This is a genomic window from Paenibacillus wynnii, from assembly GCF_000757885.1.
GTDB classification, from domain to species: Bacteria; Bacillota; Bacilli; order Paenibacillales; family Paenibacillaceae; genus Paenibacillus_AQ; species Paenibacillus_AQ wynnii.
This window is the reverse complement of the sequence record NZ_JQCR01000002.1, coordinates 1373529-1391454: the sequence shown is the minus strand read 5'-3', so window position 1 is coordinate 1391454 and position 17926 is coordinate 1373529. Positions and strand designations below refer to the sequence as shown.

The 17926-nt window shown below is 48.5% G+C and carries 14 protein-coding genes; 11 read left to right on the top strand and 3 right to left on the bottom strand.

Translation table 11 applies throughout. From position 1 onward, the window contains the following. Positions 1-48 precede the first annotated feature (48 nt). The 9 genes from PWYN_RS08765 (at position 49) to def (ending at position 7766) form a co-directional block, all read left to right on the top strand. The gene (locus PWYN_RS08765) at positions 49-1071 is read left to right on the top strand and encodes an amidase domain-containing protein (RefSeq protein ID WP_036650446.1); all 1023 of its coding nucleotides are present in this window, start codon (positions 49-51) and stop codon (positions 1069-1071) included. 20 nt (positions 1072-1091) lie between these two features. Beyond that, complete coding sequence (locus tag PWYN_RS08760) at positions 1092-2186, top strand: D-alanine--D-alanine ligase (RefSeq protein ID WP_036650441.1); 1095 nt, start codon at positions 1092-1094, stop codon at positions 2184-2186. A gap of 43 nt (positions 2187-2229) precedes the next feature. Next, complete coding sequence (locus PWYN_RS08755; RefSeq protein ID WP_036650439.1) at positions 2230-2547, top strand: hypothetical protein; 318 nt, start codon at positions 2230-2232, stop codon at positions 2545-2547. Continuing rightward, positions 2544-3551 (top strand): UV DNA damage repair endonuclease UvsE, encoded by a 1008-nt coding sequence (gene uvsE / locus PWYN_RS08750; protein WP_036650438.1) that lies wholly within the window; start codon positions 2544-2546, stop codon positions 3549-3551. Before PWYN_RS08755 ends, uvsE begins: the two co-directional genes overlap by 4 nt. Before the next feature lie 118 nt (positions 3552-3669). Next, complete coding sequence (gene fabI / locus PWYN_RS08745; protein WP_036650436.1) at positions 3670-4440, top strand: enoyl-ACP reductase FabI; 771 nt, start codon at positions 3670-3672, stop codon at positions 4438-4440. Between the two features lie 80 nt (positions 4441-4520). Beyond that, positions 4521-5414 carry an inositol monophosphatase family protein gene (locus tag PWYN_RS08740; RefSeq protein WP_052087849.1) on the top strand — a complete coding sequence of 298 codons (894 nt, stop codon included), beginning with the start codon at positions 4521-4523 and terminating at the stop codon, positions 5412-5414. Positions 5415-5429: 15 nt separating this feature from the next. After that, positions 5430-5702 carry a hypothetical protein gene (locus tag PWYN_RS08735; protein WP_052087848.1) on the top strand — a complete coding sequence of 91 codons (273 nt, stop codon included), beginning with the start codon at positions 5430-5432 and terminating at the stop codon, positions 5700-5702. Between the two features lie 117 nt (positions 5703-5819). Continuing rightward, positions 5820-7106 carry an SGNH/GDSL hydrolase family protein gene (locus tag PWYN_RS08730; RefSeq protein WP_036650434.1) on the top strand — a complete coding sequence of 429 codons (1287 nt, stop codon included), beginning with the start codon at positions 5820-5822 and terminating at the stop codon, positions 7104-7106. Between the two features lie 93 nt (positions 7107-7199). Next, a complete protein-coding gene (def, locus tag PWYN_RS08725) occupies positions 7200-7766 on the top strand; it encodes a peptide deformylase (protein WP_420805761.1) in 567 nt (188 codons plus the stop codon). Between the two features lie 117 nt (positions 7767-7883). On the opposite strand, the gene PWYN_RS08720 is transcribed toward def, so the two are convergent. From PWYN_RS08720 to PWYN_RS08710, 3 genes are all read right to left on the bottom strand, one after another. Next, positions 7884-9443 (bottom strand): IS1182 family transposase, encoded by a 1560-nt coding sequence (locus PWYN_RS08720; RefSeq protein ID WP_036650430.1) that lies wholly within the window; start codon positions 9441-9443, stop codon positions 7884-7886. An 827-nt stretch (positions 9444-10270) separates the two neighbouring features. After that, positions 10271-11587 (bottom strand): glutamate-1-semialdehyde 2,1-aminomutase, encoded by a 1317-nt coding sequence (locus tag PWYN_RS08715; protein ID WP_036650429.1) that lies wholly within the window; start codon positions 11585-11587, stop codon positions 10271-10273. Positions 11588-11685: 98 nt separating this feature from the next. Further along, positions 11686-12738: an LCP family protein gene (locus tag PWYN_RS08710; protein ID WP_036650427.1), complete on the bottom strand. Its 1053-nt coding sequence runs from the start codon at positions 12736-12738 to the stop codon at positions 11686-11688. 128 nt (positions 12739-12866) lie between these two features. Here PWYN_RS08710 and bcp point away from each other — a divergent pair, with 128 nt between their 5' ends. Continuing rightward, positions 12867-13334, top strand: coding sequence for a thioredoxin-dependent thiol peroxidase (gene bcp, locus PWYN_RS08705; protein WP_036650425.1), 468 nt, complete (start codon positions 12867-12869; stop codon positions 13332-13334). Between the two features lie 118 nt (positions 13335-13452). Further along, on the top strand, positions 13453-17736 hold the full coding sequence (locus PWYN_RS08700; RefSeq protein WP_052087847.1) for a 2-hydroxyacyl-CoA dehydratase: 4284 nt from the start codon (positions 13453-13455) through the stop codon (positions 17734-17736). The last annotated feature ends 190 nt before the right edge of the window (positions 17737-17926 follow it).

The window sequence follows — 17926 nt, the reverse complement described above, 5'->3', positions numbered from 1 at the left end:
CTTCATATACATAGGACAGCAGCCAAACCGGAGAGAAGGGCGGAACTTATTATGGAGCAACAGTGGAAACAGTGTCTATATCTGTACGTGGATCAAATCAATAGAGGGCGGGTGGAGCCACGGATAGAGCTTAAGCATACAGCCGTGAATGATCCACGCTTTTTAATGGAGCAAGGGGAGCGGAGCAGACGGCTGGAAGAGTGGTATGATGCCAGAGACATCAAGCCTCTGCGCGGTGAGACTGGAGTGAAAGTCCTGAGGGTTGTAAGAGAGACTCCTTCAGAGGTGATTGCTGAGATATCACTGCATAGTGCCCTGTTTTATGAAAAAGGGGGCATTACCCACCGGGAGGATATTGTGAATTCAGAACGGCTAACCTTTGTGCACGAGGGAAAAACGTGGGAGGTTGCCTCTGTGGAGCGAGCTGTTCCCGAACGTCAAGCCGTCCGCCGTCCTGCCGCGGATACCTTCAAAAGAATTACGGACTGGGATCATGAACCGATGCCGCTTCCGCAGCCGCTTCTTAACCGTAGCTTATTGGGAGGCATTTCAGGTAATCGGGAGGTTCTTTACAACCGTCAGGCCGCTGCTGCTTATGCTGACCGCTGGTGGCAGGAAGGGAATCCGGAGTTTGAGACTTTTGCCGTGGATTGTACGAATTATGTCTCCCAATGTCTCTTTGCAGGGGGGGCACCTATCAACTATACTGGTAAAAGGGAAACGGGCTGGTGGTATAAAGGTTATACCGGAAAGCAGGAATGGTGGAGCTTCAGTTGGACTGTATCAGACAGTCTGCAGCGCTATTTAAGCACAGGCCGAAGCAATGGTCTGCGCGCAGAAGTTGTAGAGCGTCCTGAACAGCTTATGCTGGGTGATGTCATTCAATACGATTGGGATGGGAATGGTCAGTACCAACACAGTACGATTGTTACGGCCTTGGATGCAGGCGGAATGCCGCTGGTCAATGCACATACGGTCAGCAGCCGTCACCGGTATTGGGATTATCGTGATTCCTATGCGTGGAACGACAGAACCGTGTACCGTTTTTTTCATATTCATGACTATTTATAATTCAGAAAGAGGTTAATGGCATGGGGAACCCAAAACTAACCGTAGGACTTACGTACGGCGGCAAATCCGGAGAACATGAAGTATCGCTTCAGACGGCTTTTGCAGTTATGAACGCTTTTGACTACGATAAATACGAGATTGTACCTTTTTATATTACTAAGCAGGGACTTTGGAAGGTTGGAAAGACGCTGTCGGCACCTTTTGGCCGGATAGAAGAGCTCAAGCTTGCTGACGCTCCAGAAGATATGGGCACTGCCCTTAATGCAGTATTCAGCGGATTGTCCGGCGGGGAAAAAGCAGTAGATGTAATGTTCCCTCTTTTACATGGTACCCATGGTGAGGACGGAACCATCCAAGGATTATTCGAAATGGCGAATATCCCTTACGTTGGTGCAGGGGTTCTTGCTTCGGCGGCCGGCATGGATAAAGTAGTAATGAAGAAGCTGTTCGCAGAGGCTGGGCTTGATCAGTGCCTGTATTGCTACTTCAGTGTTAGCGCATGGAAACGCCAAGGCTATGAGTTGATCACAAACGTTGAGGATAAGCTGGGTTATCCGGTGTTCGTGAAACCTGCCAATCTGGGCTCCAGTGTAGGTATTTCCAAGGCCGTTGATAAGGAAAGCCTGATCAAAGCTGTTGAATTCGCCTTCAAATATGATACAAAGGTTATCATTGAAGAATTCGTGGACGCACGTGAACTAGAGGTTAGTGTCTTAGGCAATGATGAGCCTGAAGCTTCTGTCCCGGGTGAAATCGTCTCTTCTGGTGAATATTACGATTATGCTGCAAAATATATTGATGGCAAATCGCAAATGCTTATTCCGGCTCCGGTTGACTGTGAGGTTGCGGACCACCTGAGGGAATCGGCAATAACAGCTTTTAGAGCTATTGAAGGTAGCGGAATAACACGTGCAGATTTCTTTATGCGCAGGTCTGACGGCAAAATATTGATCAATGAGGTCAATACCATGCCGGGCTTCACACCTTTCAGTATGTATCCTCTGTTGTGGCGGGAAACCGGCCTCTCTTACAAAGCACTGCTGGACCGTATGATAGAGCTTGCTCTGGAGCGTTATGAATTCAAACAAAGTCTGAAGTACGACAACGAGCAATAAGGGGCTGATAGGGAGATTATCCCGGCCGGAAAGGAGAGAAATGATGGGCTTTCAAACAGAATTTAATTCAGTGTGCAAATTTAAGAATGAGCAGGAGCTTTACGAACTGCTGGAATATGGACGCTGCAAGATGGTTAAGACAGGATTTCGCGTCTTTCCAACCGGGCAAAAGGTTATCGCCTATACGCTGGAGAATGTTGCTATAGCTATAGTCAAAATCTCTGCGTCCATCGCAGAGATTAATTTTCAAGGTCATGAGATTACGGCAGTAGAAATGGAACTTGTACGCAAGCTTACGGAGGAAGAGTCGCGGGTGCAAACTGCCCTAGCCTTTGAAATGTTTTTTGGAGAAGAAAAATGATTGTCCGATTTGGATACGTGGCAATGTCGACGGTCATCCCAGACTGCTCCCCATCCAAGACCATGACGATGGCATCCTTCAACAAAATAGGTGACCGTGAGGCGGCAGTAAGACGGCTAGAGAGTATCGGCCGAATGAATCTGCACAATACCCATCGTCTGCTTAGGCATAATGTTGGGTCTGATATTAAGGTGTACCGCCTCACCTCCAAGCTGATTCCGCTGGCTACGCATCCTGATTTGCAGGACTGGAATCCTTTTGCGGCGCTGGCGGATGCCTTTCAGGAAGTAGGCAGCTTTATCAAAAAGCATGGGATCAGAGTCTCTTTCCATCCTGATCATTTTACGGTCCTTAGTACTCCACGACCGGAAGTGTTGTCCAGTTCTATCCGTGATTTACAACACCATACCCGGATGCTCAAAGCGCTGGACTTGCCATGTACAGCTAAGAATAATATTCATATCGGGGGCGCTTATGGGGACAAGCCTTCGGCAGCGGCTCGTTTTCATGAACAATTCGGCAATCTTCCCTTGGAATTGCGGGAACGCATCACACTGGAGAATGATGACAAGACATTCAACGCACCTGAGACACTGGCGGTATGCCAGGGACTTGGGCTGCCAATGGTCCTCGATATCCATCATCAGTGGGTGAACAATGAGGGAGAACTGCCTTGGGAATTATGGGAGGATATACAGAAGACCTGGCAGAGTCCGCTCGCATTAACGGATGTCGGTCCCGGAGAGCATCTGCCTCCCAAGATTCATGTCTCCAGTCCTCGCAGTCCTACTGACCCCCGAAGTCATGCTGAAGGAGTCGAGCCGGCACCGATCCTTGCTTTTCTCAGACGGATTGCTGCATCTACTCCGGCCGTTGACGTGATGATTGAGGCCAAAGCTAAGGATGGCGCACTGTTTGATCTGATGGAGGCCATGAAAGAGCTGGCAGAGGTGGGTAATGGAATTACTTTGCTAGACGGAGCCAGCGTTAATATCGATCCGTAAACTGGAATAAACATGGGGATTAGTTACGAAGGCTCCACTTGATATGTATCCTGAAATAGGGTACGTTGGATGAAACTTTAGCGCCCGAAGCTCAAATCTTTTCAAAGGGGTTTAACACATGGGAGAGATGTTAACCGGAAAAAACATCGTCGTTATGGGCGTGGCGAATGATCGGAGCATTGCCTGGGCCATTGCCCAGAGCTTGTCAGATCAGGGCGCACGCCTAGCTTTTACATACGAGAATGAACGGGTAGAAAGTCGCGTACGCAAGCTGGCGGAGACACTCCCGGGCTCAATTATCCTGCCATGTGACGTAACGGTTGATAATGATATTGATACCTTAGCGACGGAGCTTGAGGAACGCTTTGGCGAGCTGCACGGTATAGTGCATAGTATCGCTTTTGCCAAAGATGAAGATTTGGAAGGCCGCTTTGCGAATACTTCACGGGCTGGATTTGCACTCGCTCATGACATCAGCGCGTATTCCCTGGTGGCTGTAGCCCAGCGTCTGCATCCGTTAATGACTGAGGGCGGTTCAATAATTACAATGACATACATGGGCTCGGAACGAGTAATGCGTAACTACAACGTTATGGGAGTCGCCAAGGCCGCACTTGAAGCATCGGTTCGTTATTTGGCAAGTGATCTTGGACCGGACAATATTCGTGTCAATGCCATTTCGGCAGGACCGATTCGTACGCTGGCCGCTAAGGGGATCAGTGATTTCAACTCGATTCTGCGTATTGTTGAGGAAAAAGCTCCTCTTCGGCGGGGCACCGATACAGCAGAGGTAGGGGATACGGCTATGTTCTTGATGAGCCATCTGTCCCGCGGAATTACTGGAGAAGTTATCCATGTTGATGGGGGATATCACATCATCGGCGGTTAACGTTCATGCCAAGTAAACATCGTGCAGGGAGCGCGGTGAGCTTAATACGACGACTATGTACAAGAAAGCGAAGTGAAGATATGAATCCAATCAATCCTACAAATCCAAATGGCCGAACCGAACGGGAGCCTTATGTTGTTTCAGGCAAAGGACATACAGCAGTGGCGATTAATGCTGCTGCCAAGGCTGGAGAATGGATCAAAAGCAGACAGGGTCAGGTAAAAGACCTTGGAACCAAAACTTCCGCCCAAGACCTGGTGACAGAGGTCGATAAAGGCGTTGAGCAAATGATCCGCAGACTCGTACTTACGCATTATCCCGATCATACCTTTTTGGGTGAAGAAAGCGTTGAACCGGGAGCGGCAGCAGCCGCTGCAGCTCTGGAAGAGGCACGGGAGAATGAATATATGTGGATCGTTGATCCAGTGGATGGAACTACTAATTTCGTACATGGATTTCCGTTCTATTGTGTATCGATTGCGTTGGTTGTTCGCGGAGAAATCACTGTCGGTGTCATTTATGACCCCACTCGTGATGAAATGTTTGTAGCTGAAAAAGGCAAGGGAGCCTATATGCACGGCATACCAACCGCTGTCTCAGGGGAGACTAACCTTTCCGACAGTCTGATTGCCATGGGATTTCCACCGGATCGTGAATTTGCGCAACCGGTGAATATGGCGGGTCTCCAAAGTATCCTACCGCAAGTGCGCGGCGTTCGCGCCGGCGGTTCGGCAGCCCTGCACCTAGCTTATGTAGCGGCCGGTCGGGTGGATGGCTACTGGGAAGTGGGACTTAACCCATGGGATTGTGCTGCAGGTGTACTGCTCGTATTGGAATCCGGAGGTAAGGTTAGCGATACGCTGGGACGTCCGTATGATATTGGAACGCGGCATATTGTAGCCAGTAACGGCAAAATCCATGAGGGTCTGGTATCCTCTCTTACATCCGCTGATGCGACCGGATATAAGCTTTAAGGAGGGCAACCTGCGATGAGTGAAAATAATGATTTGGAACGCAAATTAAGCGAAATGTTGACTGAAGGTGAAATGGAGCAGGGAGATCGTAAAGCCCAGGAAATTCGTGAAATTTCACCGAAGTATGAAATTCGTATTCAGACCACCCTGGATCCCATTGTGGAAGAGACTCTTCGTTACCGAAAGATCGGCCGTGAGCTGGATAATCGTTACGATAAATATCTGGATCAGGCAGAGAAAAGCACTAACTTAGGTAGCGGCTCTACAACTAAAGGGGATAAAGCATAATACAGCAGTATTAAATAAGTGAGTACAAAAGAGCGGTTTCTCCATAACGGGAAGCCGCTCTTTTGTATGGCCTGTGGTAATGATAGAATGGGTTCATAACATTTAAGGGGGAGTATGATGCTGAACGCATTGAAAAGGATTGTTGCAGTTGGAACAAGCGGCCTTCTGCTGTTCTCTGCACTGGTTATCACAGGAGGCGGAACCATAAATGCGGCAGCGGTTGCAGGGGACTCAGGACAGGATGTCTTTAACATCGTAGCTCTGGGCGACTCCATAACCGCGGGCTATGAGCCAGGAATGACTGACCCTAATACGAAGCCTTACGGTTATGCGGAAAGATTGCTGGAGCAGGGATGGTACCACGGAAGAGCCTCGCTGACCAATTACGGCATCTTGGGTTTGACTACAGCCGGGCTTCGTAATTACACAGGAGCGATTTCTACAGGTGCAGCGATTACACCTGAAGGGATTCAGGTGGGATTGCTGGACCCTCGGATCACTCAATTCGCGGGTCTGACTGTCCAGATCGGGACAGAGCTGAAGTCGGCTGATCTCATTACTATTACCATAGGTGGTAATGATGTGAGCAGTCTTTTCTTGAAGGTCAAGGAGATGACAGATGTAGATTTTCAATCCCAGTTAGAGCAGCGTCTTACCGATTACACAACGAATGTAACCGCTGTGCTTCAGAACATCCGGGCTGTGAATCCGCAATCGACCATCATTCTGGCAGATCAATATCAGCCTGCCCCGAGCATTGCGTTGGGTCCTAACTATGCCCAGCTTATGACTGCGGCTGCTCGCATGACGACAACAGTGGAAAGTGTTGCGGCAAGCATGAACCGTGAGGGTGCACCTGTCCGCGTGGCACATGTAGCCGAACGTTTTGCGGGTGTAGAGGGCTCATTAACACATATTATCGGTATAGGAAAAGCAGACTTTCATCCGACTCAGCTTGGTTATGAGAAGATTGCCAGAGTGTTCGCGGAGCTTCAATGGGGAGAATACCGTACACCGGCTGTGGCCGTAATGACCCCATCCTCTGCACCTATGTCTATTGTGGTAAAAGGGATAGAGTTAAATACGCCGAACAAGCCGATCCTTAAAAACGGGCAGAACTTCTTGGCTCTGAAGGATGTTCTGAACGCAGTGGGCGCAACTGGCAAGTGGGACAACAAAACATCCAGTGCTACGATCTTATACGGCGGCAGAACCGTTGTTATCACGATTGGCGCCAAGAATATCAAAGTGAACGGGCAGAATGTTGCAATTGATACGCCTGCCTTTTTACAGAAGGTTGGCAAAGAAGATAAAACATATTTACCTTTAGCAGCACTAGCAACAGGTCTTGGATTTGATGTAAAATATAGCGGGCAGTTACGAACGGCCTTCATAAATCCTTAATACAATGTATTATTAATGCGGGTAACAGTTTTTCAGAAAAGGTGGATGAATCGCTTGTCTAGTTCTAAATACAATGCTAACTATGTGATTAAGATGGACGATATTATACGTGAGGGTCATCAAATCCTTCGAGCCGTCGCAGAGCCAGTTCAACTGCCGCTGTCTGAGGAGGTGCAAGGGACACTCCAGTGTATGATGCAATTCCTGAAAAATAGCCAAAACCCAGAGGTCGCCGCCAAATACAAGCTGCGTTCTGGAGTAGGATTATCGGCCAATCAGATAGGATTACAGCAGCGTATGTTTACCCTCTACCTAACGGACGAGAAGGGGAGAATATTGGAGCACGCACTTGTGAATCCGAAAATTGTCAGCCACTCGTTATCCATGGTTTATCTGCCGGAGAGTGAGGGCTGCCTATCCGTTGACCGGCCTGTTGAGGGATTTGTGCCTCGGTATGAATCCGTAAAGGTGAAGGGGTATGATTACACCTCAGGCAAGGAAGTTGTGCTGAAGTTCAAAGGCTACCCAGCCATTGTTATTCAGCATGAAATAGACCATCTCGACGGCATTATGTTCTACGATCGAATCAACACCGAGAATCCTTTCAAGCTTCCGCAGGATGTAAATATCAGAAGCCTGTATGAACAAAAAGGCAAATAAAACGAAATGAGTGGTCAGCATTAAAAGGGGCTGTCCCATAAGTAGATTTTTACGAGCGGAGAAAGACCCTCTTCATTTTCAAAATCGCAAAAAGTCAACAGAGCAGCGATTCTCCTGTTATTGGAGGATCGCTGCTCTGCGTCTTTGGTCATTTGCAGCTTGCTTCAGTAGATTGTGGGCAAGGGAAAGCCACCCGACTTCAAGCGTCACTTTTTCCATGCCGCGAAGCAGAAACCGCCGGAAGCCCCGGTTATTCTTCAGTTGTCCAAACACACTTTCTGGTTCTGTCATTCGACGTACAGCCAAAGCATAGCCTTCCTCGCTTTGCAAGATTGCCCGAGCTTGCTTCTGGTACCGCAGTCGTTCCAGACTTACAACCACTTCCCGATTTCCTGTTGCCTTTGTACAGCGTTCCTTCAGCGGGCAACCGTCGCAACTTAAGCTGCGGTAATGACGTTTTCCAATTTCATATCCACTCTCCAAGAGCTCCTTACTTTCCTTGCGGAAATGCAGCGTTTGTCCGGTGGGGCATATCCACGTATCTTTGGCTTTGTCATAGGTCCAGTTCTCAATCTTTCCGACATTCTCTTTCCATGCTTTGCTCTTTTCTTTATGGTAGCTGCCGTATTTCACTACCGCCTGAATCTCTTCCTTTTCCAGATAGGCGTAGTTTTCTTCACTGCCGTAGCCTGCATCCGCAACTAACGTCCCAGGAAGTTTTCCTAGGATCTGCCTTGCCTTTTCCAGGTGCGGCTGTAAACAACGGGTATCGGTAGGTCTTGGGTGTAGGCTGTAGGCCAATATAAATTGGTTTTCGGTTCCAATCTGTACATTGTAACCCGGTTTGAGTTGACCATTCCGCATGTGGTCTTCCTTCATCCGCATGAAGGTCGCGTCCGGGTCGGTCTTGCTAAAGCTGTTCCGGTCGCCAAGCAGTATTTGGTACTGCTCATACTTCAGTAGCCTAGGCAGCAAATCCTTGCGAATCTTCCGAACGGCTTTTTTCAGGGGTTTGTCTTTGGGTTTTTCCAATAGCTGGGCTTCAAGCCTCTGCGCTGCTAGTTCGAGTTTCTCGCTGTTCCACTCAGAAGACTCCCCGAGTTCAAGGAGGTCGTTTCCGTGGTGCTCGCGTTCTTCTTGGTCTTCTGCCGCTTCAATGCTCGCGAACAGGGCGTGTACCTTCTCCTGTAATTTCAATTTGTTCTTGTTGACCGCTTTGCCCCACACAAAGGTGTAGCGATTGGCATTCGCTTCGATTTTGGTTCCGTCCACAAAGTAATGCTCCAGCGAAACGTATTTTTCGTCAGACAAAAACTGAAGCACGGCGGTAAATACCGTTTCAAGGACGTCCTTCATTCGCTGGGAACGGAAGCGATTAAGAGTGCGGAAGTCGGGTCGCTGCCGTCCGGCCAGCCACATAAAGGGAATATTCTCCCGTACCGCTTTGGCAATTTGGCGAGACGAATAGATTTGCTGGGTGTACGCGTAGATAATAACTTTGGTGAGCATTTTAGGGTGGTAGCTGTCGCGGCCGCCGCCAGGATAGGCAGCGTCAAAGATGGTGTCGTCCAGCCGATTGACGGCTGCGTTCACGACACGAACGAGGTGATTTTCCGGGATGTCTTCTTCCAGATCCATTGGCAAGCAAAGTTGGTCCATGGTATATTGAATGTACAAAGAAATCGCTCCTTTTGAATGGTTGGGTGGTACCTCCATTTTACCAAAAGGGCGATTTCTTTTTGTGATTTTAAAGAAGATTGTAGAAACTTTTTCTGCTCAAAGCAGCGGAGAGGACGGACTGATTGCGGAAAAGCGGTAGCGGTCGCCTTGGTCTCCGGATTTTTACCGCTAAGGGAAATAAATAAAATCTGGAGAGCACAGCGATTGGAGCAACGGTCCGTTCGCGGAGCGTCCACACCACGTACACAAGTCAATCCGACTCAAAAACAGCGGGGCGGTCCCAAGCAGCCATTTCATGGCTTATGGGACAGCCCCTTTTTGCTTTAGCAATGGTGGGTAGGTATGGATACACAGTAGCGTACTTTCGGCCTTAGCGGTGTGTATTCAGCGAGCCAAAGGTAACAATACACTTAAATCTGCTGCAGTGGCACGTTTCGGAGGTCGTCAGTGAAATAGATGTAATTTATACACTTATTTCTAGCTTTTGGCACTCAGATGTATGGATAGATGTACTTTGTGCAACTAAAAACACGAATATGCCGGATAAACCCCGGAATACCAAAAAATAAGTGTATAAAGTACAATTAAACACCCTAAAGTGTGCTGAGGGAGAAATATAAGTGTACGTTGTGCAACTATATATATTGAAACCCATGAAGGTAGACGATTTGCCGTATGTGTCGCGGATACCCGAGTAGATACTTCTACTCTCATACACAAACTTCTTGACGCTATCGCCGCAGTGGCGCGTTTCTGCGAATTAAAGGTAAAAATACACTAGAATCCGCCTTAGTGGCGCGTTTCCGCCCCAGTGGCACTTATTCCTATCTCTCCGCCGACATAGCGCGGAAGGAATCCTCAGCCGCTTCGAGCGTTGCATCAATGTCTTCGTCTGTATGTTCCGTAGTAAGGAACCATGCCTCATATTTGGACGGGGCCAGGTTAATCCCGCGGTCCAGCATATGGCGGAAGAAGCTGGCGAACATCTCGCCGTCGGTATCTTGAGCTTCCTCGTAATCGGTAATCGGGTGATCGCAGAAATGGGTAGAAAAAGCGCCGCGTATACGATTGATGGTTAGCGGGATGCCGTGGCGTGCAGCAGACGCCTGAAGTCCATCGACCAAGCGTATCGCCAGCCGTTCCATTTCTTCGTATACTCCCTCACCCCGAAGGACTTCGAGGCAGGCGATGCCCGCTGATATGGAAGCGGGGTTTCCCGCCATAGTACCGGCCTGATAAGCAGGACCGAGCGGGGCAACCTGTTCCATAACGTGCTTACGTCCGCCGTAAGCACCGATAGGCAGACCGCCGCCGATAATTTTACCCAGAGCCGTCAGGTCAGGGATGATGTCCTCATGGTTATCCAGTCCGGCATAGGTTTGTGTCGATCCATAGTGGAAGCGGAAGGCGGTAATCACCTCGTCGTAGATCACAAGTGAGCCGTTATCATGCGTAAGCTTGCAGAGTCCCTCTAGAAAGCCTGGCTTAGGCATAACCATTCCGAAGTTGCCGACAATAGGCTCCACCATAACTGCTGCAACTTCCTCGCCCCATTTGTCCAGCGCTTCACGCAGAGCCTCAAGGTCGTTGAAAGGGACAGTAATCACTTCTTGAGCGATACTTTGCGGAACCCCAGCGCTGTCAGGGATGCCCAGTGTAGAAGGTCCTGAGCCTGCTGCAACAAGCACAAGGTCGGAATGACCATGGTAACAGCCGGCGAACTTAACAATTTTGCTGCGTTTAGTGTAAGCACGGGCCACACGGATTGTAGTCATAACCGCTTCAGTACCGGAGTTGACGAACCGTACTTTATCCATCGAAGGGATGGCTTCCTTGAGCATTTTGGCAAGTTTAATTTCTAATCGGGTTGGGGTGCCGTAAAGTATCCCATTCTCTGCTGCCTCAGTGATGGCTGCGGTAATGTGAGGATGAGCGTGACCGGTAATAATCGGACCGTAAGCGGCTAAGTAATCTATGTATTTGTTGCCGTCTTCATCCCAAAAGTGTGCACCGCTACCGCGTTTCATAAATACAGGTGCTCCGCCTCCGACAGCCTTGAAGGAACGGGAGGGGCTGTTGACGCCTCCTACGATATGTTGAAGGGCTTCTTGATATAATTGCTCTGATGTAGAACGGTTCATTGAATTCAGCATCCTTTCATTTGTCCATGGTAGAAGGCAGGGGAACGGGCGAACTGCAGTCATCGCCGCCGTCCGCCCGTCTAAGTCCTGTTTATAGTCTAATTACTTGATTCGGAAGTACTGCCAGCGTTTGTAGTTTCAGGAGAAGCAGTAGGCACAGGCTCAGTCATCGTATCTTCCACAAATTGCTTCAGTTCCTCGGTGCTGCTTATACCGATTACTGCGGAACCGCCGCGAGTTTTTTCTTCTACAAGCAGGTCCATCGGCGGAATCTGCTCACTACCGCCCATGCTGCTCTTATATCCCAGATTGGCCAGCTTCCACATATCGTTTACGGACAAGTTCGTATCCACATAAGGATTGACCGCCGAGAGGATCGAAGGCAGCTTGATTAGAGAGGTAGTACTCTTCATCTTGTCTGCTACAGCCTTGAGAAATCCACGCTGGCGCTGGGTCCGGGTGAAGTCGGAGGTAGCATCGTGGCGGAAGCGCACATATTGCAGAGCCATACTGCCATCCAGATGCTGAAAGCCTTTTTTCAAATCAATATCATATTCTGGTCCGTCGGCTTTGGTCTTGTATACCATGTCCTTCTCGACGTCATAATCAATGCCGCCGATCTCATCAATCAGCTTAATGAAGCCTTGAAAGTCGGTATATACGTAATATTGAATCGGAATCCCAAGCAAATCGCTTACAGTCTGCATTGCTACGTTGGATCCGTGAGTAATCGCTGTATTGATACGATCCTTATCATACCCCGGAATAGATACATAAGTATCTCGAAGAATGGAGAATACATAGAACTTTTTCTTTACCGGGTCCAAGGAAGCAACCAGCATGGTATCGGAACGGGGAACCTCGCCTTTTTTAACTCCGCGTGCATCCACACCCATCAGCAGAATATTCACGGGTTCTGTACCCTCCCATTTTGGAGGTTCAGGGGTCTTGACGTCTACGGATTCAACAACATCTTTAAAAGGTGAGTTATCGCCTCTCTTATTGAAGTTCTCCAGACCGTTAAAAATGGATCCGAAAAAATAAACTGCGAAGCCGACGATGATTAGAAGGATTATAGCTAGAGTCCAGAGCAGCGGTTTTTTAGATTTGGTTTTTTTTGTTTTTGCATGTCTTTTCGTTCTTGGCGGCATTTCTCGTTCTTCCTTTCGCATTTACATTCCTTACATTATAATTTCTTTTAAGTATACAATCAATTTCGGCAAAAGTTTCGCAAGTGCTTAGCGGTTTGTGTCTTAATTTGAAGGAGTGAATACCTAATATGAACACTGTAACTATCGGAGATACCGTACCGGACTTTACACTTCCCGCTTCTGACGGGAATCAAGTGAGCCTCAGCCAATACCGGGGACATAAGATTATCCTCTATTTTTACCCTAAAGATATGACGCCAGCCTGCACCCAAGAGGCCTGTAAATTTCGTGATGTCCACGATCAGATTACCGCGAAGGGGGCGGTGATTCTAGGAATTAGTCCAGATCGCCTCGAGTCCCATACTAAATTTATAGCTAAGAATGAACTTCCTTTTTTGCTGCTCTCGGATGAGGATCATAAGGTGAGTGAGAGGTTTGGAGTGTGGCAGCTTAAGAAGTTATATGGCAAGGAATTTATGGGTATCGTTCGTTCGACGTTCCTCATTGACGAAGAAGGTGTGTTGAAACAAGAATGGCGCAAGGTACGCGTGAAAGGGCATGTTGAAGCAGCGGTACAACTTCTGGATTTGAAATAAGGTGTGGTGGTAAAATTTTCTAAAAGTCTGTTACATTTTTAACAGCTAAAGCACTGCTCTCCCATGATATAGTTGCTCATATTACTTCAAATTTGTAACAAGGCATGGTGATGGAGTGATGATGCTGCGCATCGGGCTTGATATCGGTTCAACTACAGCCAAATTGGTTGTCATGGAGCAACATTCAATTATTTATCAGGATTATGTAAGACACTATAGTGATATTAAAAAAGCAATTCTCTCTCTGTTGTCAGACGTAGGTGACAGGTTTCCAGAGAGAGAGGCAGCACTCGTTGTAAGCGGTTCCTCAGGGTTGTCCCTATCTAAACTGGGAGGCATTCCATTTATTCAGGAGGTCATTGCTTGTACAAAAGCAATTCATGAGCGAATCCCGGAGTGTGACACAGCCATTGAGCTGGGCGGAGAGGATGCCAAAATTATTTATCTGAGCGGCGGCATCGAACAACGTATGAACAATGCCTGTGCGGGAGGTACGGGTGCGTTCATTGACCAAATGGCATCTCTGCTGCAGACGGACCCCGGGGGCTTGGATGAGTTGGCTGCAAAACATGAGACCCTATATCCAATTGCCTCGCGCTGCGGTGTATTTGCGAAAAGCGATGTCCAACCCCTGCTCAACGAAGGGGCACGCCGTGAGGATATAGCAGCATCCATTTTTCAGAGTATCGTAAATCAGACGATCAGCGGACTGGCCTGCGGACGTCCTATTCGCGGCAAGGTAGCCTTTCTTGGAGGACCGCTCACCTTTTTGCCACAGCTTCGGGCTCGGTTTGCAGTAACGTTGGGTTTATCGGAAAGTGATATTCTTTTTCCGGAACGCTCTCAGTATTTTGTAGCCATTGGTTCAGCCTTATCTATTACAGAGCCTGTTGTTATGACTATGGGGGCATGGCTGGAGCGGATAACGGCCGTGGATTTCTCCGGTGACCGGAATCTGGATGCTGAATTGCCGCCGCTTTTTGAGACGTTGGATGATCTGGTGGAGTTCAGGATTAGACATGGAAAAGCGACAGCCCCCCGGGCGGACCTGGCTTCCTATCGTGGAGCTTGTTATTTGGGCATTGATGCCGGTTCTACGACAACTAAGCTGGTGCTTACAGGTTCACAGGATGAAATTCTCCATACTTTTTATGGAAGCAATAAAGGTAACCCGCTGCATTCGGTCACTGATGCATTGAAGGAAATATATCAAATCATGCCTGAAGGCTGCTATATTGCAGGAAGCTGTGCCACGGGTTACGGAGAAGGGCTAATTAAATCCGCTCTTAAAACAGACGCTGGCGAGGTTGAGACTGTAGCGCATTTCAAAGCCGCTTCTAAGTTTATGCCGAAGGTCGATTTTATCCTCGATATTGGCGGACAGGACATGAAGTGTATCAAAATTCGCGGTGGGGCGATCGATAGCCTTATGCTGAACGAGGCCTGCTCTGCGGGTTGCGGTTCTTTTCTGGAGAGCTTTGCCTCTGCTTTGGATCTTGGAATCGAAGAATTTGCCGAGTCTGCACTCGAAGCAACCCAACCGGTGAACCTAGGTTCACGCTGTACTGTATTTATGAATTCAAAAGTGAAACAGGTGCAGAAGGAAGGTGCGTCCTTGGCTGATTTATCAGCCGGGCTTGCTTATTCTGTGGTAAAGAATGCCCTGCAAAAGGTAATCAAAATTCGTAATCCTGAGGATCTAGGGGAAAACATCATCGTTGAGGGCGGAACTTTCTATAACGAAGCCGTCCTGCGGGCCTTTGAGAGCCTGACCGGCCGTACGGTAGTCCGTCCGGATATTGCCGGAGTTATGGGAGCCTATGGCTGCGCAATTCTTGCTAGAGAACAGGTGGGGAATGCAGGTATAAGTACACTGCTGAAGCAGGAGGAGCTGGAGGATTTCACTTATCAGGTTTCTCCAGGCCGATGTGGGCGCTGCAGCAATAATTGTGCGCTGACGATCAGCCGGTTCCCGGATAAGAGCTTTCACGTTACCGGGAACCGCTGTGAACGCGGCGCAGGCCGGAAGAAAGAGAAGAATGTTCTACCGAACCTCATGCAGTACAAGTATGAACGGTTCTTCGACTATGAGGCGTTACCGGTGGCACAGGCGGATCGTGGAACTGTAGGCCTACCGCGTACGATGAACATGTTCGAGAATTATCCTTTCTGGCACGCCTTTTTTACCTCATTGCGTTATCGGGCGATTCTTTCACCGATATCGAGCAAGAAGCTGTACGAGAGTGGTATGGATACTATTCCTTCAGAATCCATATGCTATCCCGCAAAAATGGCTCACGGGCATGTGCAGAGTCTAATCGGTCAAGGTGTCGATTTTATTTTTTACCCTGCTGTAGTGTATGAGAAGAAAGAGGATGAGGCTGCCCATAACCATTTTAACTGCCCCGTGGTTGCATCCTATCCCGAAGTTATCCGCAACAATATGGATGGGTTAAAGGAAGGCGGAATTCCTATGGTTAGTCCGTTTCTAACCTTTGACGATATATCCGCATTGACCAAAGGATTGGCAAGAACATTTACACACATTCCGAAGGAAGAGATTTCGGCTGCTGTTCAAGCAGGTCTGCTGGAAGCGAATCGAGCCAAGGACGATGTTCGAACTAAGGGTGAGGAGACGCTGGCTTATCTGACGAGCAGCGGTACCAAAGGAATATTGCTCTGCGGACATCCGTATCATGCCGACCCTGAAATCAATCATGGTTTGGCAGAACTAATTACAGGAATGGGTCTTGCCGTACTGACTGAGGATTCGGTATGTCATCTGGATCATAGCGAAGGCGAAATGAGCGTTGTGAATCAGTGGACCTATCATGCTCGGATGTACCGGGCAGCCCGCCTCGCCGCAACCAGAAATGATCTCGAGCTGGTGCAATTGACCTCCTTTGGCTGCGGTATTGATGCGATTACCTGTGATGCGGTTCAGGAAATTATGGAGCGGAATAATAAAGTATACACGCTAATCAAAATTGACGAGATCAGTAATCTCGGTGCGGCCCGGATCCGGTTGCGTTCTTTGCTGGCGGCAATGCGTGAGCGGGACAAAAGTAAACTGCAGCCTCAGCAGCTCTACAAAGAGCAATTAAATGTACCTTTCACCAAGGAAATGAAGGCAACCTATACGATCCTGGCTCCGCAAATGTCCCCTGTTCACTTCGAATTGTTCGAGCGGGTATTCCAAGATGCCGGATATCGCCTGAAGATTCTGGAGACAACAGGCCCCGAGGAGACGGAGGAAGGGCTGAAGTTTGTAAATAATGACGCCTGCTATCCCGCGATTGTAACGATAGGACAGATATTATCCGCTCTGAAAAGCGGGGATTATGATCCGAATTGTACAGCGGTAATTATGTCGCAGACCGGCGGAGGCTGCCGGGCGACTAACTACATTGCTTTGCTGCGTAAAGCTCTGAAGGATTCAGGGCTGGGGCAAATCCCGGTCATTTCGCTCAATGCGTCAGGTATGGAGAACCAGCCGGGCTTCCGTATTAACCTTAAGCTGGCTAACCGGCTTATTGCAGCCGCATGCTACGGTGACCTCATGATGCGTATGTTATACCGCTTCAGACCTTATGAGCTGCTGCCGGGCAGCGCGCAGGCTTTATTCCGTAAAGGGATGGATCGATGCAAAGACAGCTTGTCGTCCTTTTCGTTCCGGGAATACAAACGGCTGATTCGTGATATCGTCTCGGAGTTCTGCAAGCTACCTGTGGTGGCTGTGGTTAAACCTAAAGTAGGTATCGTTGGTGAAATCCTAATTAAGTTCCATCCGGATGCCAATAATCAGATCGTAGAGTTGATTGAGTCTGAGGGCGGAGAAGCGGTCATGCCGGATTTCCTGGATTTTATCTTCTACTGCCTCTACAACCCTATCTACAAAGCAGAGCAGTTTGGTAAAAGCAAAAAACTCGGCTATATTAATCCAATGTTGATTTCCTATCTGGAAATGTATCGAAAGCCAATCAAAACAGCGCTTGAAGCTGCTAAGCTGACGAAGGGCCGCGAAAATATCTACGGTTTGGCCGAAAAAGCGAGCCGTCTGGTATCCGTGGGCAATCAGATGGGTGAAGGTTGGTTCTTGACAGCTGAGATGATGGAGCTGCTTGATCATGGGGTTAACAATATCGTCTGTATTCAGCCGTTCGCTTGCTTGCCTAACCACATAACAGGCCGAGGGATGATCAAAGGACTTAAGGAGCTTTATCCGGGTGCCAACATCGCAGCTATTGATTATGATGCGGGAGTCAGCATAGTGAACCAGACGAACCGGATCAAGCTGATGATGTCGATTGCCGGAGGCCTGCAGAGCAAGGGGCAGACCCCTGTGGAGATCGACAGCCAATTACGGCTCCCGGTTCTGGAAAGTGCGGCCAGCAGAATATAAGTATAAAAAGAGCGTGCCAATGTAATAATTGGCACGCTCTTTTTGTATTTAGTTGCTCATCATACACTTATAACTATTGCAATCTCTGCTAATAGAGAAATAGCTGTATTCTGTGCATCTAAAAACCCCGTTTTACCCAAATAACAGCCCCAGAGTGGTTTTTAATTGCACGAAATACAACTAAAGTGCT